Origin of the sequence: Nocardioides sp. CPCC 205120 (assembly GCF_048654585.1) — a bacterium.
Taxonomy (GTDB): Bacteria; Actinomycetota; Actinomycetes; order Propionibacteriales; family Nocardioidaceae; genus Nocardioides.
In genome coordinates this window covers 2,211,395-2,237,243 of sequence record NZ_JBMCYY010000001.1, presented here as the reverse complement: position 1 = coordinate 2,237,243, position 25,849 = coordinate 2,211,395, and the positions used below count along the sequence as shown (strand labels likewise).

Annotated in this window: 20 protein-coding genes; 10 read left to right on the top strand and 10 right to left on the bottom strand. The window is 75.0% G+C overall.

Annotation, left to right across the window (positions count from 1 at the left end; translation table 11 throughout):
* Positions 1–10 precede the first annotated feature (10 nt).
* The gene (locus tag ACOACO_RS10405; protein WP_420296149.1) at positions 11–940 is read right to left on the bottom strand and encodes an NAD-dependent epimerase/dehydratase family protein; all 930 of its coding nucleotides are present in this window, start codon (positions 938–940) and stop codon (positions 11–13) included.
* 141 nt (positions 941–1,081) lie between these two features.
* Here ACOACO_RS10405 and ACOACO_RS10400 point away from each other — a divergent pair, with 141 nt between their 5' ends.
* Positions 1,082–1,858 (top strand): TetR/AcrR family transcriptional regulator, encoded by a 777-nt coding sequence (locus ACOACO_RS10400; RefSeq protein WP_420296148.1) that lies wholly within the window; start codon positions 1,082–1,084, stop codon positions 1,856–1,858.
* Between the two features lie 4 nt (positions 1,859–1,862).
* On the opposite strand, the gene ACOACO_RS10395 is transcribed toward ACOACO_RS10400, so the two are convergent.
* Positions 1,863–2,834 (bottom strand): GlxA family transcriptional regulator, encoded by a 972-nt coding sequence (locus ACOACO_RS10395; RefSeq protein ID WP_420296147.1) that lies wholly within the window; start codon positions 2,832–2,834, stop codon positions 1,863–1,865.
* 93 nt (positions 2,835–2,927) lie between these two features.
* On the opposite strand from ACOACO_RS10395, the gene ACOACO_RS10390 reads away from it, so the two are divergent.
* Positions 2,928–3,071, top strand: a complete 144-nt coding sequence (locus tag ACOACO_RS10390) for a hypothetical protein (protein WP_420296146.1) — start codon at positions 2,928–2,930, stop codon at positions 3,069–3,071.
* 116 nt (positions 3,072–3,187) lie between these two features.
* Here the strand turns inward: ACOACO_RS10390 and rpsA are convergent, their stop codons facing one another.
* Entirely contained in the window at positions 3,188–4,669 is a 1,482-nt protein-coding gene (rpsA, locus tag ACOACO_RS10385) for a 30S ribosomal protein S1 (protein WP_420296145.1), read from the bottom strand.
* Positions 4,670–4,901: 232 nt separating this feature from the next.
* On the opposite strand from rpsA, the gene ACOACO_RS10380 reads away from it, so the two are divergent.
* Positions 4,902–5,768, top strand: a complete 867-nt coding sequence (locus ACOACO_RS10380) for a class I SAM-dependent methyltransferase (RefSeq protein ID WP_420296144.1) — start codon at positions 4,902–4,904, stop codon at positions 5,766–5,768.
* A 78-nt stretch (positions 5,769–5,846) separates the two neighbouring features.
* On the opposite strand, the gene ACOACO_RS10375 is transcribed toward ACOACO_RS10380, so the two are convergent.
* The gene (locus ACOACO_RS10375) at positions 5,847–6,800 is read right to left on the bottom strand and encodes a DUF3068 domain-containing protein (RefSeq protein ID WP_420296143.1); all 954 of its coding nucleotides are present in this window, start codon (positions 6,798–6,800) and stop codon (positions 5,847–5,849) included.
* 185 nt (positions 6,801–6,985) lie between these two features.
* On the opposite strand from ACOACO_RS10375, the gene ACOACO_RS10370 reads away from it, so the two are divergent.
* Positions 6,986–8,728, top strand: a complete 1,743-nt coding sequence (locus ACOACO_RS10370; protein WP_420296142.1) for a hypothetical protein — start codon at positions 6,986–6,988, stop codon at positions 8,726–8,728.
* A gap of 13 nt (positions 8,729–8,741) precedes the next feature.
* Positions 8,742–9,944: an acyltransferase family protein gene (locus ACOACO_RS10365; RefSeq protein ID WP_420296141.1), complete on the top strand. Its 1,203-nt coding sequence runs from the start codon at positions 8,742–8,744 to the stop codon at positions 9,942–9,944.
* Here ACOACO_RS10365 and ACOACO_RS10360 read toward each other — a convergent pair.
* Both ACOACO_RS10360 and ACOACO_RS10355 read right to left on the bottom strand, forming a co-directional pair.
* Positions 9,937–14,175 carry an alpha-(1->3)-arabinofuranosyltransferase domain-containing protein gene (locus tag ACOACO_RS10360; RefSeq protein WP_420296140.1) on the bottom strand — a complete coding sequence of 1,413 codons (4,239 nt, stop codon included), beginning with the start codon at positions 14,173–14,175 and terminating at the stop codon, positions 9,937–9,939. The genes ACOACO_RS10365 and ACOACO_RS10360 overlap by 8 nt on opposite strands.
* Positions 14,142–14,891 (bottom strand): class I SAM-dependent methyltransferase, encoded by a 750-nt coding sequence (locus tag ACOACO_RS10355; protein WP_420296139.1) that lies wholly within the window; start codon positions 14,889–14,891, stop codon positions 14,142–14,144. The genes ACOACO_RS10360 and ACOACO_RS10355 overlap by 34 nt, the downstream gene beginning before the upstream one ends.
* Positions 14,892–14,987: 96 nt before the next feature.
* On the opposite strand from ACOACO_RS10355, the gene ACOACO_RS10350 reads away from it, so the two are divergent.
* Positions 14,988–16,106 carry a glycosyltransferase family 4 protein gene (locus ACOACO_RS10350; RefSeq protein ID WP_420296138.1) on the top strand — a complete coding sequence of 373 codons (1,119 nt, stop codon included), beginning with the start codon at positions 14,988–14,990 and terminating at the stop codon, positions 16,104–16,106.
* Here the strand turns inward: ACOACO_RS10350 and ACOACO_RS10345 are convergent.
* Together ACOACO_RS10345 and ACOACO_RS10340 are read right to left on the bottom strand one after the other, a co-directional pair.
* Complete coding sequence (locus tag ACOACO_RS10345) at positions 16,084–16,248, bottom strand: DUF2613 family protein (RefSeq protein ID WP_420296137.1); 165 nt, start codon at positions 16,246–16,248, stop codon at positions 16,084–16,086. The genes ACOACO_RS10350 and ACOACO_RS10345 overlap by 23 nt on opposite strands.
* 72 nt (positions 16,249–16,320) lie before the next feature.
* The gene (locus ACOACO_RS10340; RefSeq protein WP_420296136.1) at positions 16,321–18,138 is read right to left on the bottom strand and encodes a hypothetical protein; all 1,818 of its coding nucleotides are present in this window, start codon (positions 18,136–18,138) and stop codon (positions 16,321–16,323) included.
* A 38-nt stretch (positions 18,139–18,176) separates the two neighbouring features.
* Between ACOACO_RS10340 and ACOACO_RS10335 the strand changes: the two genes are divergently transcribed.
* A complete protein-coding gene (locus tag ACOACO_RS10335) occupies positions 18,177–19,463 on the top strand; it encodes a lipopolysaccharide biosynthesis protein (RefSeq protein WP_420296135.1) in 1,287 nt (428 codons plus the stop codon).
* Here ACOACO_RS10335 and polA read toward each other — a convergent pair.
* Positions 19,401–22,127 carry a DNA polymerase I gene (polA, locus tag ACOACO_RS10330; protein WP_420296134.1) on the bottom strand — a complete coding sequence of 909 codons (2,727 nt, stop codon included), beginning with the start codon at positions 22,125–22,127 and terminating at the stop codon, positions 19,401–19,403. The genes ACOACO_RS10335 and polA overlap by 63 nt on opposite strands.
* A gap of 71 nt (positions 22,128–22,198) precedes the next feature.
* Here polA and ACOACO_RS10325 point away from each other — a divergent pair, with 71 nt between their 5' ends.
* Positions 22,199–22,648, top strand: coding sequence for a hotdog fold thioesterase (locus ACOACO_RS10325; RefSeq protein WP_420296133.1), 450 nt, complete (start codon positions 22,199–22,201; stop codon positions 22,646–22,648).
* A gap of 42 nt (positions 22,649–22,690) precedes the next feature.
* Here the strand turns inward: ACOACO_RS10325 and ACOACO_RS10320 are convergent, their stop codons facing one another.
* Entirely contained in the window at positions 22,691–23,260 is a 570-nt protein-coding gene (locus tag ACOACO_RS10320) for a GNAT family N-acetyltransferase (protein WP_420296132.1), read from the bottom strand.
* Between the two features lie 206 nt (positions 23,261–23,466).
* Here ACOACO_RS10320 and ACOACO_RS10315 point away from each other — a divergent pair, with 206 nt between their 5' ends.
* Positions 23,467–24,246, top strand: a complete 780-nt coding sequence (locus tag ACOACO_RS10315) for a DUF554 domain-containing protein (RefSeq protein WP_420296131.1) — start codon at positions 23,467–23,469, stop codon at positions 24,244–24,246.
* A gap of 193 nt (positions 24,247–24,439) precedes the next feature.
* A complete protein-coding gene (locus tag ACOACO_RS10310; RefSeq protein WP_420296130.1) occupies positions 24,440–25,741 on the top strand; it encodes an ABC transporter substrate-binding protein in 1,302 nt (433 codons plus the stop codon).
* Positions 25,742–25,849 lie beyond the last annotated feature (108 nt).

The following is a 25,849-nucleotide window of genomic DNA, read 5'->3' as shown; positions in this document are numbered from 1 at the left end:
GCCGACGACACTACTGGCCGGCGAGTGCCGCCTCCGCGCTCGCGCGGCACACCTCGTCCCAGGGCGTCGGCGCCAGGCCCAGCTCGCGCTGGGCGGCGGTGGAGTCCAGCACGTAGGGGCACTCGAACTGGTGGGCCGTCTCGCGCAGCTCGCGGAGCAGCGGCACGACGGCGCCGCCGACCGTGAGCAGCGCCCGCGGCTGGGACCGGACGCGCACGGGCGGACGGCCGACCGCCCGGCACAGGTCGGCGATGGTCTCGGCCTGCGTGCGGGCGGGGTTCGTCGGCACGTGCCACACCCGCCCGTGGGCCTCGGGCCGGTCGACGACGGCCACGAGGGTCCGGGCGACGTCGCGCACGTCGGTCATCGAGTGCGGCACGTCGGTGCGACCGAAGACGCGTACCGGCCGCCCCGCCAGCGCACGGGGCGCCACCCGGGCGACGTGCGCCGTACCGACCCCGGGCCCGACGTAGTCGGACCCACGCACCTCGAAGCCCCGGAGCCGGCCGGCCTCGTGGGCCTCCCGCACGTCCGCCCACATCCGGGCCCGCAACGCGCCCTTCGCGCCCCTCGCCGTGTCCGGCATGCCCTCGACCATCGGGCCGTCGACCTCGCCGTAGGGGTACAGGTTGCCCGTGACCGCCAGCACCGCCCCCGTCTCCTGCGCCGCCCGCAGGAACGCGGCGGCCGCCGGGGGCCACCACGTCGCCCACACGTCGTACGACGGGGGGTTGATGCAGTTGTAGAGGGCCACGGCGCCCTCGGTCTCGCGCACGAGCGCCTCGCCGTCCGCCACGTCGAGCGCGACGCGGCGCGCCCCCACGACCTCCGGGCCCGCGCCCGACCGGCTGACGAGCCGGACCTCCTCGCCCCGTGCGACCAGCTGCGCCGCGACCGCGCGTCCCACCGCGCCGGCGCCCACCACCACGTGACCAGCCACCACGCCCACCTCCTGTGATCATCGATCCGATTCGAGAGCAGTGCTCTGCCTCGTGGTGGACGGTGCCACGGACCAGCACGCATGCGCAAGAGCAGCGCTCTCGTCGTGGTCGGGCGCTCCGGGTGGCGCTAGGCTGCGTGCGTGCCGACCCCACCCGCCGACCGGACCGAGCCGGGCCCGCCCTCCGCCGGCCGCAACGCGCGCACCCTGGCGCGGGCCGAGCTGACCCGCGCGATCCTCGACAGCGCCCGCCGCCAGCTGGCCGAGGTCGGGCCGGCGGGCCTCTCGCTGCGCGCAGTCTCGCGCGACCTCGACATGGCGTCGTCGGCGGTCTACCGCTACTTCGCGAACCGCGACGCGCTGCTGACGGCCCTGCTCGTCCACACCTACGACGACCTGGGTGCGGCCGCCGAGGCCGCCGACCCGGGCACGGGAGTCGACCCGGCGACGCGCCTCACTGCGGTCGGGCGCGCCTTCCGCACCTGGGCCCGCGCCCATCCCCACGAGTACGCGCTGCTCTACGGCAGCCCGGTCCCCGGGTACGTCGCGCCCGCCGACACCGTCGGCCCCGCCACCCGGATCACCCGCGTGCTCCTCGAGGTGGTCGCGGCCGTCCCGGGCGCGGCCGAGCGACCCGCCGACGACTCGGCCCGCCTCGACGACGCCACCGCGGCCGCGATCGCACCCGTGGCGGCCCTGGCGAGCCGGCCGCTCGCACCGGAGACCGTGGCCCGGGCCTTGCAGACCTGGGCCACCCTGGTCGGCCAGGTGTCGCTCGAGCTCTTCGAGCACCTGCAGGACGCGGTGCTCGACCACGACGCGCACTTCGAGCAGGTGCTGCGCCAGGTGGTGGCCGACCTCATGGCCGACGTGGCGGCCGACCCGGTGGCCGACCCGGTGGCCGACCCGGCGACGTGAGTCCTCAGCCGGTCGCCGCCCGCTCCTCCTCGCTGCACGCGAACGTGCGGCGGTAGCGCTGGGGACTGACCCCCCGGGCCCGGGTGAAGTGGTGGCGCAGGGTGGCCGCGTTGACGAAGCCCACCTCGGCGGCGATCCGCTCGACCGCCAGGTCGGTGCGCTCCAGCAGCTCCTCGGCGAGCCGCACCCGCTGGGCGGTGACCCAGGCGTGCGGCGTCGTGCCCGTCTCGTCGCGGAAGCGGCGCGCGAAGGTGCGCGGCGACATGTGGGCCCGGCGGGCGAGCTCCTCGACCCCGAGGTCGGCGGCGAGGTTCTCGGCCACCCAGGCGAGCAGCGGGCCCAGGGTCTCGGCGGTGCACTCGGGCACCGCGCGGGCGATGAACTGCGCCTGACCGCCCTCGCGCTGCGGCGGCACGACCATGCGGCGCGCGACGACGCCGGCCACGGCCGACCCGAGCTCCTGGCGCCACACGTGCAGACAGGCGTCCAGGCCGGCCGCCGTGCCGGCGCTGGTGACGACCTGGCCGGCGTCGACGTACAGGACCTCCGGGACGACCCGGGCGCGGGGGAACCGCTCCGCCAGCTCCGCCGTGTGCATCCAGTGGGTCGTGCACTCCCGGTCGTCGAGGAGGCCGGCGGCGCCGAGCACGAAGGCGCCGGTGCACACCGAGAGCAGGCGGGCGCCGCGGTCGCGAGCCGCCCGGAGCGCCTCGACCACCTCCCCCGGCGGGTCCGCCCGCGGGAGGGACGGGACGGCGACGAGGTCGGCGTCGGCGAGCCGGTCCATCCCGTGCTCGACCGTCACCGACAGGCCCGGCACGGTGGTCGAGAGCGGCCCGGGGGTCGGACCGCACACGGCGAAGTCGATGGCCGGCAGGCCGTCGTCCGTGCGGTCCACCCCGAACGCCTCGCACAGCACGCCCAGCTCGAACGGCGCCATCCCCGCGTAGGCCAGCACGGCCACGTTTCCCAGCACCCGCACAGCGTGGCACACGAGTGGCAGGAAATCGCCCCAACCGGGCATATCTGCCACTCGTGGCGCGATCGGGGCGGTAGCACGATTTCTGCCATGACCATCGCCCTCATCGCCCTGGTGCTGCTGACCCTCCTCGCCGTCGCCGTCGCACGAACGGTGGCCCACGACCGCGGATCGGCCCCCCGCTCGCACCCCGCGGACGCCTTCGACCCCACGGGCCCCGGGAGGTGGCGCTGACGCACCTGCCGACGGCGCCGACCGCGCCCCGAGACGGACGAAGGGCGTCCACCCCCGTGGGGGTGGACGCCCTTCGCGTCGTTCGGTGCGCCGGTGGCGCGAGCCCTAGCTCAGGCTCACGCGCCGCCGCCGGTCAGCTTCTCGCGCAGCGCCTGGAGCGCCTCGTCGGAGGCGAGCGAACCGCCGCCGGTCTCGTCCGCGCCCTCGACGACGTCGCCGCCGCTGGAGTACGACGTGGCCTCGCCGGCCTCGGCGTCGGCCTGCTTGGCCTCGGCCTGCTGCTTGACGTGCGCCTCCCAGCGAGCGTGCGCCTTGGCGTACTGCTCCTCCCAGGTCGCGCGCTGCTCGTCGAAGCCCTCGAGCCACTCACCCGTCTCGGGGTCGAAGCCCTCGGGGTAGATGTAGTTGCCCTGCTCGTCGTACGACGCGGTCATGCCGTAGAGCGTCGGGTCGAACTCGTCGGCGTCGGCCGCGGCAGCCGTCTCGTTCGCCTGCTTCAGCGAGAGCGAGATGCGGCGACGCTCGAGGTCGATGTCGATGATCTTGACCATGACGTCGTCGTTGACCTGGACGACCTGCTCCGGGATCTCCACGTGGCGCTCGGCCAGCTCGGAGATGTGCACCAGGCCCTCGATGCCCTCCTCGACGCGGACGAACGAGCCGAAGGGCACCAGCTTGGTGACCTTGCCCGGCACGATCTGGCCGATCTGGTGGGTGCGGGCGAAGTGCTGCCAGGGGTCCTCCTGCGTCGCCTTGAGCGACAGCGAGACCCGCTCGCGGTCCATGTCGACGTCGAGGACCTCGACCGTGACCTCGTCACCGACGGTGACGACCTCGGAGGGGTGGTCGATGTGCTTCCACGACAGCTCGGACACGTGGACGAGACCGTCGACGCCGCCGAGGTCCACGAACGCACCGAAGTTGACGATCGAGGAGACGACGCCCTTGCGGATCTGGCCCTTCTGCAGCTGCGTCAGGAAGCCCTGGCGGACCTCCGACTGCGTCTGCTCGAGCCAGGCGCGGCGCGACAGGACCACGTTGTTGCGGTTCTTGTCGAGCTCGATGATCTTCGCCTCGAGCGTCTGGCCGACGTACGGCTGCAGGTCGCGGACGCGACGCATCTCCACCAGCGAGGCGGGGAGGAAGCCGCGGAGGCCGATGTCGAGGATGAGGCCGCCCTTGACGACCTCGATGACGGTGCCCTCGACGACGCCGTCCTCCTCCTTGACCTTCTCGATCGTGCCCCAGGCGCGCTCGTACTGCGCGCGCTTCTTGGACAGGATCAGGCGACCCTCCTTGTCCTCCTTCTGGAGGACCAGGGCCTCGACCTTGTCACCGACCTCGACGACCTCGGAGGGGTCGATGTCGTGCTTGATCGACAGCTCGCGCGAGGGGATGACGCCCTCGGTCTTGTAGCCGATGTCGAGCAGGACCTCGTCCCGGTCGACCTTCACGATCGTGCCGTCGACGATGTCACCGTCGTTGAAGTACTTGATGGTCGCGTCGATCGCGGCCAGGAAGTCCTCTTCGGAACCGATGTCGTTGATCGCGACCTGCGGAGCCTCGGAACCGGGAAGAGTGGAGATGCTGCTCGTCATGTGGAAGGGGGAACCTTTGCGGTGGACAGTTGGTCGGTCGGGCACGCACAGCGGTCAGTCGTCACTACCGGTGGTGACTGTCTCCGGGGCGGCTTCGACCACCGCGGCGACGAGTAGCGAGCACGGGTCCACTCCGTCCGGGACGCAGGCAGACCTCTGGCGCTCGAAAGAGCCTACGCCCGCGCTCCCCACGGCGTCCAACCGGGTCGGTGGGGCTCCCTAGGGTGGGGCCGTGCCCGACCAGGACCCCCACGACCCCGACAGGGGCGTCGACGACGCCGACGACGAGGTCGTCGTGACCCTCGCCCACCGGCGCCCCGTCGACGACGCCACGAGCCGGCGGGCCAACCGCGCGGACTGGGACCGCTCCGCCGACGACTACCAGGCCGAGCACGGCGCGTTCCTCGGCGACGACGGCTTCGTCTGGGGGCCGGAGGGCCGCACGGAGGAGGAGCTGGGGCTGCTGGGCGACGTCCGCGACCGCGACGTGCTCGAGATCGGTGCCGGCGCGGCGCAGTGCTCGCGGTGGGTCGCCGCCCGCGGCGGGCGGCCCGTCGCGCTCGACCTGTCGTTCCGGCAGCTGCAGCACGCGCGGCGCATCGACGCGGCGCGGAGCTCCGTCGTACCGCTCGTGCAGGCGGGGGCCACCGACCTGCCGTTGGGCGACGACACCTTCGACCTCGCCTTCGCCTCGTACGGCGCGCTGCCGTTCGTCGCCGACGCGGGGCGCGCCCTCGGCGAGGTGGCCCGCGTGGTGCGGCCGGGCGGGCGGTTCGTCTTCTCCCTGACTCACCCCGTGCGCTGGGCGTTCCCCGACGTGCCCGGGCCCGAGGGGCTCGTCGCGTCGCAGGACTACTGGGACGAGACGCCGTACGTCGAGGTGGACGGGGCGACCGGCGAGGTCGGGTACGTCGAGCACCACCGCACGCTCGGCACGTGGGTGCGGCTGCTCACCGCCAGCGGGCTGGCCCTGGTCGACCTCGTGGAGCCGACGTGGCCCGCGACGAACGACGCCACCTGGGCCGGCTGGTCGCCGCTGCGCGGGCGGGTGCTGCCGGGGACCGCGATCTTCGTGACGGTCGTCGCCGGGAGGAGCTGAGCCCGACGTCCCGCCCCGGGCCCGGACACGCAGGAGGGCGGCACCGTCGCCGGTGCCGCCCTCCTCGTGCTCAGGTGCTCACTCGACCCGCGTCGCGCCCCCGGTGTGCCCGGCGTGCCCGTCGTGCCCGTCGCGGGTGCGGCGGCCGCCGCCACCGGCGGTGACGAGCAGGAACGCGCCCGCGAGCAGGAGGATGAGGCCGAGGATGCCGCCCACGAGCGGGATCCAGGTGCCGAGCAGCTTCAGCGTGCCGGCGTTGTCCTCAGCACTGGCCACGTTGTTCTTCACCGTCTCGTCGGTGTAGGCCAGCTCGATGTCGAGGGCCACGTCGCCGGTCGCCGTCGTGCGGGTCTCGTCCTGCGTCTGCTTGATGATCGCGCCCGTGGTCGGGTCGATCCAGTAGACCTTCGTCTGGCTGTAGGTGCCCTGGACGCCGTCCGCGATCTCGGTCTCCTGGTCCTGCACCGAGTACTCGAACTTGTAGGTGCGCAGCCCCTCGACCGACTCGGTGCCGACGTACTCCGCCGTCACGGCCTCCCCCAGCACGTCGTCCCAGACGTCGTAGTCCTTCTGCTCGACGCGGAAGGGCCACTTGTTGACGAGGCCCTGCTTCTGCTCGTAGTCCTCGGGGACGTAGTCGCCCCGGTCGACCGCGACGGCGTCGCTGCGGTCGGTCGCGAAGACGTCGGGCTCACCGATGGTGACGATGCGCCGGTCCTCGCCCGTCAGGCAGTACTCGTCGGGCTCGAGGTCCTCGTCGACCACCAGGCAGGTGTAGGCCGCGAAGACGATGACGTCGTCGTCGGAGCGCTCGGAGTCGGCCTTCGTGACGTTGAGGGCCTTGACGGGCTGCGGCTCGCCGTCGCCGACCTGCACCACCGCTCCGCTCGCCTCCCCCGACAGGGTGGTGCGGCTGTCCGTGTCGAGCGGCGTCCGCTCGGCTGCCGGCAGGCCCCACAGACGTGCCACCAAGGCGGCGATGACCAAGAAAGCACCTAGTCCCAGCAGTGCCCACGAACCGAACTTCCGCATCTCTTCCCTCCCACAGGAGCCACGATGGCCGCCGAAGGCTAGCAGTAAGTTACGCACCGGTCACCTCGAACTTGTGAAGTAGACCACGCCCTCGAAGGCCGTGGGATAGTTCCCGCGTGCCCGGCGCGTCGACCCCCTCGTCGTGGTCTGGACCACGCACCGTCCTGCGCCTCTCACTGCTCCTCGTGGGCGTCCACCTCGGGGTGCTGACGTGGGTGCTGCGGCGCTCCTGGTGGCACGCTCCGGACTACGCACTCCTCGCCGACGCTCGCGCCTCGACGGGCACCCGAGCCGTGCTCGACCCCCTCGACGGACGGCTGTCGGTGGTGGCACGGGCGGCCGCGGAGCTGGTGGCCCGGGAGGACCCCGTGCGCTGGCCGCTCGCCGCCGGGCTCCTCGTCGCGGCGCAGCTGCTCGCCTCGCTCGCGGTCCTCGCCCTGCTGCTCACGGCCTGCGGGCGCCGGCCACGGGTGCTCCCGCTCCTCACCCTTTACCTCGCCTCCCCCCTCACCTGGGCCGCCGGTCGGTGGTGGGCCTCCGGGCTGACGACGGCGGTCCTGGTGGCCCTCGTGGCCGGCGCCCTGGCCGCCCGGTTGCGTGCGGTGCGATCGGGCCGGCGCCGCTGGGACGTCGCCGCGGCCACCGCGGCGGTGCTGGCCGCCCTCTGCTCCCCCGCCGCGCTCGCGCTCCCCGTGCTGCTCGGCGGCCTGCACCTGCTCCGGCACCCGGGCGGCGGTGCGGACGGGCAGGGCGGCGGGCTCCGTCGTACGGGCGTGGCGGTCGGGTGCGGCGCGGTCGTCGCGGTGGCGGCCGCGGTCGTGCACGCGGTCCTCGTGCCGGGCAGCGCCCTGGGCGAGCCGAGCGCGGCGGCGGCGCGGGCAGCGCTGGCGACCGTGGGCGAGGCCTGGCTCCCCGGGCTCCTCGGCGGCCCCTGGACCTGGAGCGACGACGCCACCGCCGCCCGGGTGCCCGACCCGCCCGCGGCGGCCGTCGCCGTCGCGGCGGTCGTCGTCACCGCCGTCGTCGTGGCCCTCCTGCGCCGGCCCGGGGCTCGCGCCCCGGTGGCCCTGCTCCTCGGCTGGGTGGTCGTCGTGGTGGTGCTCGGCACCTTCCTGGCCGCCCCCACCGAGGCCGCCCGGATCGAGGTGCCCACGCAGCTGGTCGCCGTGCTGGTGCCCCCGACCCTCCTGGCGGTCGGCCTCGCGCTCGGCCCCCGGCCGGTCGACCAGTCCGCCGCCCCGCGGGAGGGTCGCCTCCGACGGCTGACCGCCCACCTCGAGGACCTGCGGCCCCTCGTGCCGTACGGCGCGCCCGTCGCCGCCGCGCTGCTGGTCGTCGTGGCCCTCCTGGCCACCACAACCCTCGTGCGCGCACAGCTCACCGACGACGCGGCCGCGGACTGGGCCCGCGCCGCCCGGCAGGCGGCCGAGCAGCGTCCCGTCGTCGACCTGGCCGACGCCCCCGTTCCCGCGTTCGTCGACGTCCCCTCCCGGGACGTGCCGCTGCGGACGGGCACGGTGCTCGACCTGGTGACCGACAACGTCCGTGTGCCGGTGACGACCTCGAACCTCGTGGTCGTGACCGAGGACGGCGCCCTCCGCCCCGCCCGCGTCGTGGGCACCGCGGCGTACCCCGCCCTCGCGGGCACGTGCGGCTCCCTGGTCGCCGACGCACCGGTGCGGGTGCGGCTGCCGGAGGCGACCGGTCCGGGGAGCCACTGGGTGTCGATCGGCTACCTGTCGGGCGCGAACCGCACCCTCGCGGTGCGCGCCGGCGACACCGAGGCCGAGGTCCCGATGCGCTCCGGCGCCAAGACCGTCTACGTTCGGGTCGAGGGCGACGTCCGTACGGTCGTGCTCGACCCCGTCACCCGCGAGGGCGGGCCCGCGACCTGCGTGGTCGGCCTCGACGTCGGGGACGCGGAGTGACCAGGAGGACCCGATGACGACGAGCAGCACCGACCCCGTCACCACCACGGCGGCCGCGGCCCCCGACCCGACGACCACCACGCCCGGCCGCGACTGGTTCCCCCTGCTCGACACCCTGCGGGCCGTCGGGGCGATCGCCGTCATGACGACGCACGTCGCCTTCCTGACGGGCTCGTACGGCGGGCAGGGGTACGACGGGTGGCTGCTGGCCCGCCTCGACGTCGGGGTGGCCCTCTTCTTCGTGCTCTCCGGGTTCCTGCTGTCGCGGCCCTACCTCGCCACGGCTGTCGCGGGCCGGCCGGCACCGTCGCTGGCGCGCTACGCCCGGCGGCGCGTGTGGCGCGTGCTGCCCCTGGCGGTCGTGACGGTGGCCCTCGCCCTGGTCCTCCTCGAGAGCAACCGCGGGGCGTCCTGGTACGACCGGCTGAGCGCGCTGACCCTGACCAGCACGTACCTGCGGCCGTCGTTCCCGGCGGGCCTCACCCACCTGTGGAGCCTCGCCACCGAGATCACGTTCTACGCCGTGCTGCCCGCGCTCATGGCGCTCCTCGTGGGCCGACGGCGGCGGACGCTGCGCGTGGGACGGGTCGTGCTGCTCGTCGCGGGCAGCTTCGCGCTCGCCGCGGTCTGGTTCGCCGTCGCCGTCCCCGCCCTCGAGGGGGTGGGGGTGCCCTCGACCTGGCTGCCCGGCTACCTCGCCTGGTTCGCGGTCGGCATCGGTCTCGCCGCGGCGCGCGAGGCGGCGACCTCCGGCGCGGACGGCCGGCTGCTCGCGAGCCTCCGAACGCTGGCCCTGCAGCCCGGCGTCTGCTGGACGCTGGCCGGCGGCCTCCTCCTGCTGGCCTCGACCCCGATCGCCGGCCCCGCCACGCTCGCCCCCGTCGCCCCGGAGCAGCACGTCGTCAAGGTCGTGCTCTACGCCGTCGCCGCGGGCCTCGTCGTGCTCACAGGGGTCTTCCCCACCACGCCCCGGTACGCCGCCGCGCTGGGCCACGCGGCGCCGCGCCGTCTGGGCGCGATCTCGTACGCCGTGTTCTGCCTCCACCTGCCGATCATCCACCTCGTCTTCTTCGCGACGGGCTGGGAGTTCTTCGAGGGCCGGTTCCTCGCCGTCTGGGTGCTGACGGCGGGGCTCACGTGGGTGGCCTCCGAGGCGGCGTACCGGTGGATCGAGGTGCCCGCCCAGCGCATCGGCCACGGGCGCCCCGTCAGGTAGACGCGGCCCCAGCGGGGTCGTCGTCCGGCGGCGCACCCGGCTCCAGGGCCGCGCGCAGCAGCACGCCGGCGAGGGTGACGAGGGCGGCGTGCTGCGGCCAGGCGGACGCCCCGGCCCAGCCGGAGGCCGACCCCCAGGGTTGCAGCGCGTAGCCGACGGCGGCCGCGAACAGCGGCAGGGCCAGCACCCACGGGACCAGGTCGTCCGCGCGCTCGCGCAGGACGGTCGCGGCCGCCGCGAGGACGACGCCGACGGCGGCGCCGATGACGACGGCCCCGGTGCCGGCCACCACTCCCAGCACGAGCAGGACGAGGGCGACCGCCGGCCACGGGCGGTGGCCGCGCGGTCGCAGCGGCCCCGCCGACGCCCGCGCGTCGCGCCCCGCCCGGCGGCGCCGGGCCGGGAGCGACCCGAGGACGACGACCCCCACGAGCACGAGCAGCGCGAGACCGCCGACCGCCATGCCGGCGCGGTAGGTCGCGTCCGGCACGTAGCGGACGACGACCTCGCCGGTGCCGACGCCCGGCAGGGCCCATCCCTGCTGCCAGCCGTCGACGACCAGCGGGTCGAGGGCCGCCCCGTCCTGGGTCGCCGCCCACCCGGGGTTGACGTTCTCCCGCACGACGGCGAGGCGGTCGCCGTCGCCCACGTCGAGCGCGCGCGTGGAGGCGTCCGCGCCGATCCCCCCGGCGGACGCGACCGGGCTCGTCGAGGCGGTGCGGGCGCCGACCCGGGTGAGGACCACACCGTCGACGGCGAAGGCCGCGCCGTCCTCGACGACCACCTCGTTGCGACCCGCGGCGAGGACCACGCGTGCCTCCTCCCCGCAGGGCACCGCCTCGGCGGTCCGGGCGCCCGCGGCGTCGGCACCGGAAGTGACGACCTCGGTGGGCGTGCGCACGCCCCCGACGACGAGCGTCGGGCCGGTGCCGCACCCGAGCGCCCGGGAGGCCGTCGGCAGCGCGACCGGCAGGTCGGGGGCGCCCTCGAGCCGCAGCTCGCTGATGCCGATCGACGGCCCGTCGTCTCCCGCCCCGGGAGCGCTCACGTCGCTCTCCGCCCGGACGACCGCGACGGTCAGGCGCTCGGCGGTGATCGGCGGGAACGAGGCGCGGCCGTCGCGGAGCTCCACCGTGGTGCGCCCGCCGGGCCAGGTGAGGGCGAGCTCGGTGGGGGCCCGCGCGGCGGCACCCGCGTCGAGCCGCACCTCCACCTCCGTCACCACGCGTGGTCCGAGGAAGGTCAGGTCGAGCTCGGGGCGCAGGTCGTCGGGGTCCGCCAACCAGGTCGTTCCGCGCAGCCCGTCGACCGCCGCGGTGGCCGAGGCCCGGGGGTCCGGGACCGCCAGCGACGACGCGGACACCCGGACCGTCCCGTCCTCGCGCGTGAGGGAGCCCAGGACGTCACCGGCGCGCGGGCGGACGGTCAGGCGGGGCATGTAGGCGTCGGTCGTGGGCACGGTGACCACCCGGCGCACGGCGCCCGGCTCCTCGTCCGCCACGACGGCCTCGGCGGTGCACCGGACCGCGCTGCCCACCTCGGCGCAGCCGTCGCGGGCGTCGCGGTCGGCGCGGAGCACCACCTGGTCCGGGGCGCCCCAGGAGGCCGGCAGCTCGGGGAGCTCGTACCACCGCTCGACCACGGTGCCGGGCACCACCACCTCCGCGAGCGACACGTCCTGCTCCCCCGCCGGCGACGCGTCCTCGACCCGCAGCCACCCCACGGGGCCGTCGGCCTGCACCCGCACGTCGACGCTGTCGCCCGCGGGCAGCGCGATCTCCTCCGAGGTCCCGCCCGGCCAGCGCAGCCGGACGACCTGCTCGGCCACCGCGTCGGCCCCGCCCGTGAGCCGCACCTCGACGGCACGCTCGGCGGGCAGCGGCTCCTCGAGGTCGACCTGCCACCACGCGCGGCCCGCGGTGCCGGCGTCCGCCGTCCAGGACGACCCGGGGTCGCCGTCGACGGCGGCGAAGGGCAGCGCACCGCGCCGGGCGGCGCCGAAGCCGCCGGCGTCGGACACCGAGGAGGACGCCGAGACGCGCGCGGCACCGGTGATCGCGGCGGTCGTCGACCACCGGTCCTCGGTGTCGAGGAGGTAGTCGCGGGTGGGGCTGGTGGTGGTGCGCGGCTCGTCGCCCGTCAGCACCGGCGACGACGCGTCGTTGATCCGCGCGAAGTCGCGCTCCCGGGCCCGCAGGCCGTCCGTCAGCACGACGCGGGAGCCGGCGAGCGCCTCGCCGAGCTCGCCGTCGGGCCCCCGGGGGGCGTCGGCCGCGAGCACGGTCGGCCGGTCGGCGACGACCCCGAGGTCGAGGAGGTCCGCGAGGTCCTCCGGACCGCCGGCGACCACGTCGGGCCACGTGCTGGTGAGGGTGGTCGCGGCGCCGGGGACCTCGAACACCTCGATGGCGGGGTGGAACTCCCGCCACCCGCGCTCGAGGACGAGACGGTCGCCGTCGTCGGCCTCCAGCACCGTCTCGCCACCGCGGTCCGGGCCGAAGGTCGCCACCACCTCGAGACCGGGTGAGGACTCGAGCGCCTGGTGCACCAGCGCGGTCGGCGGCTGGTCGCCGTCCGGCAGGAGGTCGTTGCGCACGACGACGTGGCGCACGCCGGCCCGCTGCAGGTACGCCGTCAGCCCCGCGCCGCCCTCGCCCTGGGCGAGGCGCTGCTCGATGCCGTCGAGCATGCGGATGGTGCCCGGCGGGGTCAGCGGGATGACGTTGCGCACGGCCCACCGCGAGCCGGCGAGGAACTGCAGCGGCTCGTCGCGGGGGCTGCCCCAGTCGTAGTCGGCGAAGCGGGACCCGGGCGCGAGGAGCGCGACCGCGCCGCCGTCCCGGCCGCTCCCGTCGTCCTGGTCCGCCAGCCAGGCGGCGGCCTCCGGCCAGTGGTCGGGGACCCCGAACGACTCCCCCGTCGGCGCGAGGCGGCCGAGCAGCGCCGGCATGGCCGCCCCCACGACCACGACCATCGTCGTTGCCAGCACCGCCCCCCGCTCCACCACCCGGCCGGAGCCCGCCGAGCGGGGGGTGCGCCGTACCGCGTGGTCGAGGAGGAAGCCCAGGCCGACCACCAGCGGGAGCCGCACCAGCGGGTCGAACTTGTGGACGTTGCGCAGGGGGGCCAGGGCGCCGTCGAGGGCCTGCGCGAGGTCGCCGGCGAACCAGCCGGACACCGCACCGGCGTGGCCGGCCGTCACCATCACGAGGCCGAGGGCGAGGCCGCCGGCGAGGAAGGTGCGGTGCGGGGTGCGCCGGTCGAGCAGCCCCGCCGCGCCGACGAGCAGCACCACGCCGCTGTTGAGCACGAGGTAGGACGTCGTGACGAGGTCGTTCCCGGCCCGCGAGCGCGCGTCGAGGTACGGCACCCAGTTCGAGGTGCCGCGCAACGCGTCGAAGACGGTCGTGGGGAAGGTCGTCGCGCCGCTGGTCTCGATGAAGTCGAGGAACGGGGGGCTGTAGGCGCCCATGAGGAACAGCGGGACGAGCCACCACAGCGTGCCGAGCAGCGTGAACAGGGGCCACCAGATCATCAGCGCCCGTCGGCGCGGCCCGGGGGCGCGCGTCAGCAGCCACAGCGCGCCGAGCGGGATGACCGCGAACGTCGCGGCGGCGTTGACCCCGCCCACCATGGCGACGCCGAGCGCGGCGAGCGCCGCGGCCCGGCGGGGGCTGCCGCGCTCGCTGCCCACCACCAGCGCCAGCAGCACCCACGGCGCCAGGGCGCTCGGCCACCCCTCGATCGAGATGGGCCCCAGCACGGTCAGCAGCCGCGGGGAGAGGGCGTACGCCGCCGCGCCCACGAGCACGGCGATGTCCGAGCGGACCCCGAGCGCGCGCAGCAGGAGCGCCGTACCGACGAGGGCGGTGCACAGCACCACGGCCCACCACAGGCGCTGCACGACCCAGCCGTCGAGCCCGATCGTGTCGCCCAGCCAGAAGAACGGGCCCATCGGCCACAGGTAGCCGTAGGCCTGGTTCTGCAGCTGCCCGAACGTGCCCTCGGCGTCCCACAGGTGCAGCGCCCGCGAGAGGAACCCGCCCGGGTCGGCGACGAGGTCGAACTTGGTGTCGGAGACGAGCAGGCCGGGCGACTGCACGAACGCCAGGCCGGTCAGCAGCACGCAGGCGGCGACGAGGCGCAGGGTCAGCCGGGAGGCCGGGGTGGTCGCCCCGTCCACGGGTACGGCGGAGCTCACCGCCGGCGCAGCACGATCACGAGGTTCCACGTGACCACCTCCCGCAGCACGGGCACGCGCACGATCCAGCGGGCCCACCACGGGTGGTAGCGCGGCAGGATCGCGAGGACCTCGCCCGCCTCCTGGCGGGCCGCCCACCGCAGGCCCTGCGCGACGGTCACGGCGAACAGGGACTCGCCGTACCGGTTCTTGGGCTCGTGGCCGTGGGTGCGGCGGTAGCGCCGGCGCGCCCGGGTGCCGCCGAGGTAGTGCCACGGCGCGGTCTCGTGCCCGCCCCACGGGCCCCACCAGACCGTCCACGAGAGGAACACGACGCCCCCGGGACGGGTGACCCGCAGCATCTCGTCGGCCATCGTCCACGGCTCGGGCACGTGCTCGAGCACGTTGGAGGAGTAGCAGACGTCGACCACACCGTCGCCGAACGGCAGGTCCATCCCGCTGCCGATCACCGTGCGCGGGTGGATGTCGCCCGCACCGGCGAGCTCGCCGACGTCGGCGTCGAGGGCGACGTACGTCGCGCCCGCCCCCTCGAAGGCCCGCCGGAAGTAGCCGGGACCGCCGCCGACGTCGAGCAGAACGGCGCCGTCGAGGTCGGCGTGCTCGGCCAGCTGGGCCACGGAGTCCTCCGCCAGGGCCGTGTAGAAGCGGGCCGGGTCGGGCTGCTCGTAGCGGAACTCGCGCAGCAGCCGCACCGAGCGCCGCAGCGTGGCGCGACGGGGACCGGAGCGGCGCGGGGACCTGGGCACCCGCCGGAGACTACCCGTGACCCGCCGCACGTTACCGACGGGTTGGGATAACCTCGCGCGGCGGCCGGGGAGGGTCGCGGGAGACGAGGGAGTGCAGTGCGCGGACGGCACGTCGTGTTCACCAGCTGGCGGGACACGCTCAACCCGGAGGGCGGGGGCGCCGAGCGGTACCTCGAGCAGGTGGCGGCAGGACTCGCCGCCCAGGGGGCGCGGGTGACGGTCTTCAGCGCCGCCTACCCCGGGGCGCCGCGCAGCGAGGTCCGGGACGGCGTGCGCCACGTGCACGCGGGCACGAAGACCACCGTCTACCTGTGGGGCTTCTGGCTCCTGCTCACCGGGCGTCTCGGGCGGCCGGACGTCGTCGTCGACGTGCAGAACGGGCTGCCGTTCCTCACCCGGTTCGCGGTGCGGTGCCCGGTCGTCGTGCTCGTGCACCACGTGCACCGCGAGCAGTGGCCCGTGGTCTACCCCGGGGTGACGGGCCGCTTCGGGTGGTGGGTCGAGCGCTGGCTGGCGCCGCGGGTCTACCGGCGCTCCCGCTACGTCGCCGTCTCCGAGGCCACCCGCGACGAGCTCGCCGAGCTGGGGGTCGACCCGGAGCGGGTGACGGTCGTGCACAACGGCACCGACCCCGCGGCCCCCACGGACGTCGAGCGGGCCACCGTCCCCACCATCTGCGTCGTCGGGCGCCTCGTGCCGCACAAGCAGGTCGAGCAGGCCATCGACGCGGTCGCACTGCTGCGGGGCACCCTGCCGGACCTGCGCCTGGTGGTCGTGGGCTCGGGCTGGTGGGCCGCCGAGCTGGTCGACCACGCGGAGGCCCGCGGCGTCACCGACGCCGTCGTCTTCGCGGGCCAGGTCGACGAGCAGCGCAAGCACGACCTCTACGCGTCGTCGTGGGTCATGGCGGTGCCCTCGCTCAAGGAGGGTTGGGGCCTCGTGATCGTCGAGGCCGGGTCGCACGGCGTGCCGACGGTGGCCTACGCGGCCGCGGGGGGCACGCGCGAGTCCGTGCTCGACGGCGAGTCGGGGCTGCTCGTCGACACCTTCGACGAGTTCGCCGAGGCGCTACGACGGGTGCTGACGGACGAGGCGCTGCGGAGTCGGCTGGGCGCCGGCGCGCGCCTGCGCGCCGGCGAGTTCACCTGGGAGCAGGCGCAGTCGACGTTCGCGCGCGTGCTCGCCGGTGAGATCAGTTCTCGCCGTACTCGATGATCGAACTGGTGGGCGCGTGCGAGTCGACCGGCGACTTCTCCGGCGCCGACGTCTGCGAGTTGACGACACCGACGACGGTGACTGCTGCCACCGAACCGCCGACCACGAGCGACACGATCGTGCCGATGATTCCTGTACCCATGTGAGACCTCCCTCGTCCGTCGGCGACTGTACCAGCGAGTAGAGCGCGCGTCCCGATCCTCGGCGACGTCCGTCACACGTCACGGGCCGCGACCCGGTCGGGTCCCCGGCGGCGGGCGACCGCGGCTCGTGCGCCGGCCGCGAGACCCAGGAGCGGCAGGGCGAGGAACGCCGACCACGCCGCGGCGAGCGTCGCGGTCGCGACCGGTCCCGGGGAGTCGGCCGGGGGCGCGGCGACCTCCCCCTCGAGCCTCGCCAGGACGAGCTCGTCCCCCGCACTGACGACGTCCTCCTCCAACGTGGGCGCGAGCTCCGGGGGCGCGCCGTCGACGTCGGGCCCGCGGGCGCGCAGGACGTAGGCGACGCCGAGCTCGCGCAGCGCCGCCGTCCGGTCCGCGGCACCGGGCAGTGCCAGCGCCTCGGCGACGCGGGCGGCCCGCGGGTCCTCCCCCGCGACGGTGCGCCCGCCGACGACCAGGGAGTCGTCGGTGACCACGTCGGCGCCCCGCAGCACGCGCGGCACCGGGTCGAGCACGGTGCGCCCGGCGTTCCACCCCGGGGCGCGGAACGCGGCGAACGGCAGGCTGACGACGAGCGCGTCCTCGAGGTCGCGCCCGACAGCGTCGGTGCGCCACGCCTGCGCCGCCGCGGGGTACGCCGCCGGGTAGCGCTGAGCTCGCAGCTCGCCTGCCGCTCCCCCGGCCAGTCCGGGCAGCAGCGCGACGGGCAGGAGGGCGGCCGCGACACCCAGCGCCACCCGACCCGGTACGGCGGGACGCACCCGGGCGAGCCCGTCGCCCGCGCCGGCGGCGAGCCCCACGACCGCGGCCGGCACGACGAGCCCGAGCAACCGGGCCCCGTCCCGGGCCACCCCGCCCCCGGGCACGTGCGTCGCCAGCCAGGCGTTCACGCCGGGCGCGGCCCACGACACCAGCGCCACCGCCCACGCCACCCCGGCGGCCCCGACGAGCGCCCACCGCTCGGCGGCGGGCACGCGGGCCCGGCCGGCGAGCACGACGACGACACCGCCGAGCACGACGGCGGCCCAGAGCACCGAGGTCACGAGCCCCAGCCCGTGCGGGACCACGGCGGTGTTCCAGATCCCGCCCAGGCCCGCGACGGCGAGCGGCGTGGGCACGTCGTCCCCACGGGCCGCGAACACCTCGGCCGCCACCCGCGCCGCGGCCGGGTCGCTGCGCGTCACCCCGCCGGCCAGCGCACCCGCGAGCACCCACGGGGCGTTGGCCGCCACGACGACCGCCGCCAGACCCGCCCACGCACGCCGGCCGGCCCGACCCGCGACCCCCACGAGGAGGGCGAGCGCGACCGCCGTGCCCAGGCCGGCCGAGGCGCTGAGCGACCCGATCGCGGCGAGGGCCGCGACGTGGGGCGGCAGCCCGCCCCCCTCCGCGCGCAGGCGTCGGCCGGCGAGCAGCAGCCACGGCAGCACGCCGTACCCCAGCAGCACCGGCCAGTGCCCGACCAGCAGGCGCTCGGCGACGAACGGGTTCCAGGTGGCGACCCCGGCGACGAGCAGCCGGGCCGCCAGGGGGGCGTCACGGGCCAGCCGGTGCGCACCCGCGCCCGCGGCGACGAGCGCGCCCAGCAGCACGACGCGCTGCAGCACCGCCCCCGGCACGACCTCGTCGAGGAGCGCCACCACCTGGTCCGACGGCACGGCGCGCGGGACGCCGTCCACCCAGCCCCAGCCGGCGGAGGTCACGGCCAGGTCGGGCACCCAGACCATGTCGTAGGAGAGGACGAGGCCCGGAGCCAACGCCGGGCCGAGGGCCAGCAGCGCGAGGGCGAGGACGACGACGTCGAGGACCGCGCTCGGGACACCGGCGACGGGCAGCGACGGACGTCCCCGCCCCGCTCCGCGCAGCGCCACGTGCCCGCACCTCCACCTCGTCCTCTAGGCTCCGCCGGGTGAGCGGATCGAGGGGCACGCTACGGGAGCTGCTGCGCACCGGCGCCGGCGTGGCGATCGCCATGGCGGTGATGAACGTCGGCACCTACGGCTTCACCCTGGTCGCCGCCCGCGTGCTGGGCCCGCGGGAGTACAGCGCGGTCGCCGCCCTCATGGGCATCCTGCTCATCGTCAACGTGCTGTCGGTCGGCCTCCAGGCCACCGGCGCCCGCCAGGTGGCCGCCTCCCCCGAGGACCGCGCCACCATCGAGAACCGCGTGCTGCGCACCACCGACCGCTCCGCGTGGGCGCTCGGAGCCGTGTGCCTGCTGCTCAGCCCGCTGGCGACGTTGCTGCTCGACCTGGACTCCTGGCTGCCCGCCGTGCTGGTGGCACTGACCGCGGTACCGCTGACCAAGATGGGCGGGCAGGCGGGCATCTTCCAGGGCGAGAAGGAGTGGGCGCCGCTCGCCGGCATCTACCTCGGCATGGGGCTCGGCCGGCTCGTCTTCGGGTGCCTGGGACTGCTCGTGCAGCAGGACGCCACCGGTGCCATGGCGGGCGTGCTCGTCGGTGCCGTCGTGCCCGTGCTCGTCGGCGGGTGGGCGCTGCGCCGTCGCCGGGGCGCGCGCCCGGGTCCGGCCGACGTGCGCTCGGTGCTGCGGGAGGTCTCGCACAACTCCCACGCCCTGCTGGCGTTCTTCGCCCTCACCAACGCCGACGTCGTCCTCGCCCGCGTCACCCTCGACTCGCACGAGGCCGGCCTGTACGCCGGTGGCCTCATCCTCACCAAGGCCGTGCTGTTCCTGCCGCAGTTCGTCGTCGTCATCGCGTTCCCGTCGATGGCCGCCGAGGGCGCCCGCCGGATGTACCTCAAGGGCATCGGGCTCGTGTTCGTCATGGGCGTGCTCGCCACCGCCGGCGCCTTCGTGCTCGACGGCCTCGCCGTGACGTTCGTCGGCGGCGCCGAGTACGCCGAGATCCGCTCCACCGTCTGGATCTTCGCGGCGCTCGGCACCGTGCTGGCCATGACCCAGGTGATGGTCTACGAGGTCGTCGCCCGCCAGCACCGCCGCGCCGTCTACCTCGTCTGGGCCGGCCTCCTCGTGCTGGGCGGGCTCGCCCCGCTCGCCGAGCACGGCACGGCCCTGCTCGAGATCGTGCTCGCGGTCAACGTCGTCGTGCTGCTGACGCTGCTCGCCGTCGCCCTGCTGCGCCCGGCGGCGGAGGACGGCGAGCCCGGGTCAGTGGGCGGCGGCGTGCCAGCTGACGCCGGTGCCGACCGAGACGTCGAGCGGCACCCGTAGGTCGGCCGCCGCGCCCATCTGGGTGCGGACCAGCTGCTCCAGCGCCTCCTCCTCGCCCGGCGCCACCTCGAGCACGAGCTCGTCGTGCACCTGCAGCAGCAGCCGCGACGCCAGGCCGTCGGCCTCGATCGCCCGCTGCACGGCGAGCATCGCGACCTTGATCAAGTCCGCCGCCGAGCCCTGGATCGGCGCGTTCAACGCCATCCGCTCGGCCGCCTCGCGGCGCATCCGGTTGTCGCTCGTCAGGTCGGGCAGCTGCCGGCGCCGACCCATGATCGTCTCCGTGTAACCGCTCTTGCGGGCCTCGACGACGATGCCCGCCAGGTAGTCGCGGATGCCGCCGAAGGTCTCGAAGTACTCGTCCATCAGTCCCTGCGCCTCACCCGGCGTGATGCGCAGCTGCTGCGAGAGGCCGAACGCCGACAGCCCATAGGCGAGGCCGTAGTTCATCGCCTTGATCTTCGCCCGCATCTCGCTGGTGACAGCGTCGGGCGCCACGTCGAACACGCGCGCAGCGGTGATCGAGTGGAAGTCCTGGCCCGAGCGGAACGCCTCGGTCAGGCCCTCGTCCTCCGACAGGTGGGCCATGATCCGCATCTCGATCTGGCTGTAGTCGGCCGTCATGAGGGACTCACCCCCGGGGCCGACGACGAACGCCTCCCGGATGCGGCGGCCCTCCTCGGTGCGCACGGGGATGTTCTGCAGGTTGGGGTCGGTGCTGGAGAGGCGGCCCGTCGCCGCGATCATCTGGTTGAACGTGGTGTGGATGCGGCCGTCGGGCTGGACCGTCTTGAGCAGGCCCTCGATGGTCTGGCGCAGCCGCGCCACGTCGCGGTGGCGCAGCAGGTGCAGCAGGAACGGGTGCTCGGTCTTGACGTAGAGGGCCTGCAGCGCGTCCGCGTCGGTGGTGTAGCCCGTCTTGGTGCGCTTGGTCTTCGGCATCCCCAGCTCGTCGAAGAGCACCACCTGGAGCTGCTTCGGCGAACCCAGGTTGATCTCCTTGCCGATCACCGCGAACGCGTCGTCGGCCGCGCGCCGCACCTCGTCGGCGAAGTGGGCCTCGAGCTCCTCGAGCCGGCCGGTGTCGACCGCGACCCCGGTGCGCTCGATCCGGCCCAGCAGCTGGATGAGCGGGAGCTCGACCTCCGCGAGCAGGCGTGCCCCTCCGACGGCCTCGACCTCGCCGTCCAGCGCCTCGGCCAGGTCGATGACCGCCCGGGCGTGGAGCATCGCCGTGTCGGCCACCTCGTCACCGGCGTCGAACAGTGCCTCCTGAGCGTCGTCGCTCTCGCTGCGCAGCTCCCGGCGCAGGTAGCGCAGCGTCAGGTCGCCCAGCACGTAGGACCGCTGGTCCGGCTGCACGAGGTACGCCGCCAGGGCGGTGTCGCTGATGAGACCGGCCAGGGTCCACCCGTGGGCGGCGAGGGCGTGCTGCGGGCCCTTCGCGTCGTGCAGGACCTTCGGCCGCTCGGGATCCGCGAGCCAGGCGGCGAGCGCGACCTCGTCGTCGGCGGTCAGGCTCGACACGTCGACGTACGCCGCGAGCCCGGTCGCGTCGGCCAGGGCGATGCCCTCCACGACGCCGGTGCCGGAGCCCCAGGTGCCGCGCACGTGGACGCCGACGTGCTGCCCGCCCAGCCCACCGAGGAACGCCGCGACCTCGCCGGCCGCGAGCTGGCGGCCCACGAGCTGGAAGCCACCCTCCTCGACCGGGATCTCCTCCTCGACGCTCAAGGTGTCGATGGTCCGCTGCCGCAGCTCGCCACGGAACTCGAGCTCGTCGAACAGGGTCAAGGCGGCCGCCCGGTCCCACGGCGTCAGCAGCAGGTCCGCCGGCGCCAGCTCGAGGTCGAGGTCGCGCACGAGCGCGTTGAGCTGGCGGTTGCGGATGACGTCGCCGAGGTGCTCGCGCAGCGCCTCGCCCTTCTTGCCGGTGATCTTGTCGGCGTTCGCGATGACGTTGTCGAGCCCGTCGTACGCGTTGATCCACTTGGCCGCGAAGCCCTGCCCGACGCCCGGCACGCCGGGCAGGTTGTCGGAGGTCTCCCCGACGATCGCCGCGAGCTCGGGGTAGCGGTGCGGGGGCACCCCGTACTTCTCCTGGACCGCCGCCGGGGTCATCCGGGCGAGGTCGGAGACGCCACGCATCGGGTAGAGCACCGTGGAGCGGTCGGAGACCAGCTGGAGCGAGTCGCGGTCGCCGGTGAGGATCAGCACGTCCATCTCCGGGTCCTCCGCGAGCGCACGGGTGACCCAGGTGGCGATGATGTCGTCCGCCTCGTAGCCCTGCTTCGTCTGGAACCGGATGCCCATCGCCCCCAGCACCTGCTGGATCAGGGGCAGCTGGCTCGAGAACTCCCCCGGCGTCTTGTTGCGCTTCGCCTTGTACTCCGCGTACTGCTCCAGGCGGAATGTCTGGCGGGACAGGTCGAACGCGACGCCCACGTGCGTCGGCTGCTCGTCGCGCAGCACGTTGACGAGCATCGAGGTGAAGCCGTAGACGGCGTTGGTGTGCTGGCCCGTGGTGGTCGAGAAGTTCTCCACCGGCAGCGCGAAGAACGCGCGGTAGGCGAGGGAGTGGCCGTCCAGCAGCAGCAGGCGCCTGCGCCCGCCGGCGGCGGTCGTGGCGGACGCGGACACGGGGGCGCTGCTCTGCTCGGGCACGCCCGCGACCCTACCGCCGCGCGCCGACCACCCCACGCGGGCGGGCGCCCGGCCACCGGCATGATGAGCCCATGAGCGACGACGACACGACCACCACCACGCCCGCCGTCGAGGACATCCTCGCCGCCATGCCCCACGGCATGGGCAGCCTCAACGAGAAGATGGGCATCGAGCTCGTCGAGGTCGCCGCGGACCGCATCGTGGCGACCATGCCGGTCGAGGGGAACACCCAGCCCTACGGGCTGTTGCACGGCGGGGCCTCGGTCGTGCTCGCCGAGACGCTCGGCTCCATCGGCTCCGCCCTGCACGCCTACCCCGACCGTCTGGCCGTGGGCGTCGACATCAACGCCACGCACCACCGCTCGGCCAGCAGCGGCACCGTGACGGCCGTCGCCACGCCCGCCCACCTGGGGCGCACGTCGACGTGCTTCGAGGTCGTCATCACCGACGAGCGCGACCGCCGCGTCTGCACGGCGCGGATCACCTGCGCGCTGATCCCGGCGGACCGCCTCGGGCACTGACCCGGCGTACGACGGGGAGCCCCGGGACCGCCCGGGGCCCGCTCAGCCGGCGCGCGGGGTGGGCGCCTGACGGCGCGCGGAGCGCCGGGCGGCGAGCACGTGCGTCAGCTGCTGGCGGCCCGCGGGCCGCGTCATGGTGGGACGCATTGCGTTGATGCGGGCACGGACCGCGGTGGTCGGCGCGAGGCGCAGGGAGGCCCGGGTCGCGAGGCCGAGGCGGGCCATGAAGCGGTTGGCGTCGCGGGAGGTCGAGAGCGACGCGGTCGACACCTGCGGCACCTCGTTCTCCTCCGCGAACGCGACCCCGGCCTCGATGAGGGAGCGGCCCACGCCGCGGCGGCGGAACTCCTCGCGCACCGTCGGCGACACGATGTGCACGACGGGCGTGAGGTTGAGCGGGGAGATGGTCGTCAGCTGCAGCAGCACGGCGCCGGCGAACTCACCGTCGTGCTCGGCCACCACGACCCGGGTGGGGCCGCCCGCCTGCGAGCGCTCGACGACCTCGCCGAGGTCGACCTGCCCGTCCTCGGGCCGCACCGCGTCGCCCCACAGCTCGAGCAGGAGCGGCACGTCGTCGGGACCGGCGGCGCGCAGCAGGAGCGGTGCAGCCATCACGCGATCACCCAAGCCATCCCAGTGCCTCCCAGCGATCCAGCCCGCGGCGCGGGCGGTGACGTGCGCGCCATCCTCGCGCGGCACCCGTCGCGAGCCGGACGCCGGGGCCACCCTACGCTCGCCCGTGCCGGCTCGACAGGGCGGCCGGGCAGGACGGAACACCCGCACGGACCGCCCGCGGTCCCCACCCCCAGGAGGCACCCGTGTTCACCGGCAGCGGCACGGCGGTCAACATCGTCACCGTCCTCGTGGGCTCGGGCGTCGGCGTCGCCCTGGGCCACCGCCTGCCGGAGCGGGTACGCCGCGTGGTCACCGACGGTCTCGGGCTGGTCACGCTGCTCGTCGCCGGCACCGCCGCCGTCGACGTGCTGGACCCCGAGCTGGCCGCCGCGACCGGCACGGGCGCCCCGATGCTGATCGTGCTCGGCGCGGTGCTCGTGGGTGGGATCGTCGGCGCGGCGCTCGACCTCGACGGCCGGCTGCTCGCCCTGGGCCACCTCGCGCAGCGGCGGCTCACCCGTCGTACCGCTCCCCCCGCCGGCGTCCCCGGCGACGCCGCGGCTCCCGACGACGCCGACCGGTTCGCCGCGGGCTTCGTCGCCGCGTCGATCCTGTTCTGCACGGGGCCGCTCACCGTGCTCGGCTCGCTCAACGACGGGTTGGGGACCGGTGCCGACCAGCTCTACCTCAAGGCGGTCCTCGACGGCTTCGCCGCGATCGCCTTCGCGGCCACGTTCGGCTGGGGGGTCGCGGCGAGCGCCCTGACCGTCCTCGTCGTGCAGGGCGGCCTCACCCTCGTCGGCGTCGTGGCCGGCGACGTCCTCCCCGCTGCGCACGTCGCGGCGCTCAGCGCGGTGGGGGGCGTGCTGCTCGTCGGCGTCGCGCTGCGCCTGCTGGACGTCAAGCAGGTCGCGGTGGCCTCGCTGCTCCCCGCCCTCGTGGTGGCCCCCGCCCTGGTCGAGCTGGTCGTCCGCCTGCGCTGACGCCGTACCGGTCCGGTCCTGTGGCCCCCTGGTCTGGTCCGGTCCGTCGCCCGCAGGCCGCCGGATGGTCACGAAACGGCCACAAATGGCAGGAGGTCGCGGACTCCCCCCCGCGGGCCGGTGCCGAGGGCTACGTTCCCTCCAGACCCCGGCGGTTCCCGCCGGGCGGATCCCGAGAATCCACGGAGGATTGATGAAGAGCAGGTCCACCACCTTCCGCCTCGCCGCGGTCGTGTCCGCCGGCGTGCTCGCCCTGTCCGCCTGCGGCGGCGGCGAGGAGGAGAACACCGACGAGGGCGGCTCGAACGGCGGGGACAACTCCTCGGAGTCGCCCGCCGCCGAGGGCGACGGCACCCTGACCTTCGGGTCCCTGCTGCCCGAGACCGGCAGCCTCGCGTTCCTCGGCCCGCCGGAGTTCGCGGGCGTCGACCTGGCCGTCCAGGAGATCAACGAGGCCGGCGGCGTGCTCGGCCAGGACGTCGTCCACGTCCGTGGCGACTCGGGCGACGCCGACTCCGGCATCGCGCCCGCCGAGGTCGACTCGCTGCTGTCGGCGAACTCCGACGTCATCGTGGGTGCGGCGTCCTCGGGCGTCTCCATGACCGTCATCGACCAGATCATGGACGCCGGCGCGGTCATGTACTCCCCGGCCAACACCTCGACCGACTTCGACGAGGGCGACTACGCGGAGCCGGACCTGTACTTCCGCACCGCGCCGTCCGACATCCTCCAGGGTGCGGTCATGGCCAACCTCCTCATCGAGGACGGCCGCTCGAACGTCGCGATCCTGGCCCGCCAGGACGCGTACGGCGAGACGCTCGCCGAGCAGGTCCAGACCAACCTCGAGAACGCCGGCAGCTCGGTCGCCGCGACCGTCTTCTACGGCGAGAACGCGCAGTCGTTCGACTCGCAGGTCGAGGAGATCGCGGCCGCCGGTGGCGACGCGCTCCTGCTCATCGGCTTCGAGGAGACGGCGACGATCATCCCGCAGCTGATCACCGCCGGCGCCGGCCCGCAGGACCTGCCGACGTACTTCGTCGACGGCAACACGGCCGACTACTCCGCCGACTCCGACCCGTCGCTCCCCCCGGGCGTGCTCACCGGCACGAAGGGCACCATCCCCGGCGCGGACACCGCGGGCGAGTTCCAGGAGCGCCTGCTCGCGATCGACCCGGAGCTGACGTCGTTCGCCTACGCCGCCGAGTCCTACGACGCGGTCATCACGTCGGCGCTCGCCGCCATCGCCGCCGAGAGCGACGCCGGTGAGGCCATCGCCGACGCCCTCGTCGACGTGACGAAGGAGGGCACGAAGTGCACCACCTTCGCCGAGTGCGCCGAGCTGCTCGCCTCCGGTGAGGACATCGACTACGACGGTGCCTCGGGCCCCATCGAGCTCGGTGAGACGGGCAGCCCGACCGCTGCGTCGATCGGCATCTACGAGTACGACGCCGAGAACCGCAACGCGCCGGTCGACTACATCGCCGGCGAGATCTGAGCCGGTACGACCCACGCACCACACCCCTGAGCGGGCCCGGGACCAGCTGGTCCCGGGCCCGTTCTGCGTCTGCGGACGGTCGCGGCACTGCGGCGGCGGCACTGCGGC

Coding starts and splice junctions, on each gene's coding strand:
- ACOACO_RS10390 (WP_420296146.1), top strand. CDS start 2,928: ATGACCATCGCCCTCATCGCCCTGGTGCTGCTGACCCTCCTCGCCGTC.
- rpsA (WP_420296145.1), bottom strand. CDS start 4,669: ATGACGAGCAGCATCTCCACTCTTCCCGGTTCCGAGGCTCCGCAGGTC.
- ACOACO_RS10375 (WP_420296143.1), bottom strand. CDS start 6,800: ATGCGGAAGTTCGGTTCGTGGGCACTGCTGGGACTAGGTGCTTTCTTG.
- ACOACO_RS10365 (WP_420296141.1), top strand. CDS start 8,742: ATGACGACGAGCAGCACCGACCCCGTCACCACCACGGCGGCCGCGGCC.
- ACOACO_RS10345 (WP_420296137.1), bottom strand. CDS start 16,248: ATGGGTACAGGAATCATCGGCACGATCGTGTCGCTCGTGGTCGGCGGT.
- ACOACO_RS10325 (WP_420296133.1), top strand. CDS start 22,199: ATGAGCGACGACGACACGACCACCACCACGCCCGCCGTCGAGGACATC.
- ACOACO_RS10320 (WP_420296132.1), bottom strand. CDS start 23,260: ATGGCTGCACCGCTCCTGCTGCGCGCCGCCGGTCCCGACGACGTGCCG.
- ACOACO_RS10310 (WP_420296130.1), top strand. CDS start 24,440: ATGAAGAGCAGGTCCACCACCTTCCGCCTCGCCGCGGTCGTGTCCGCC.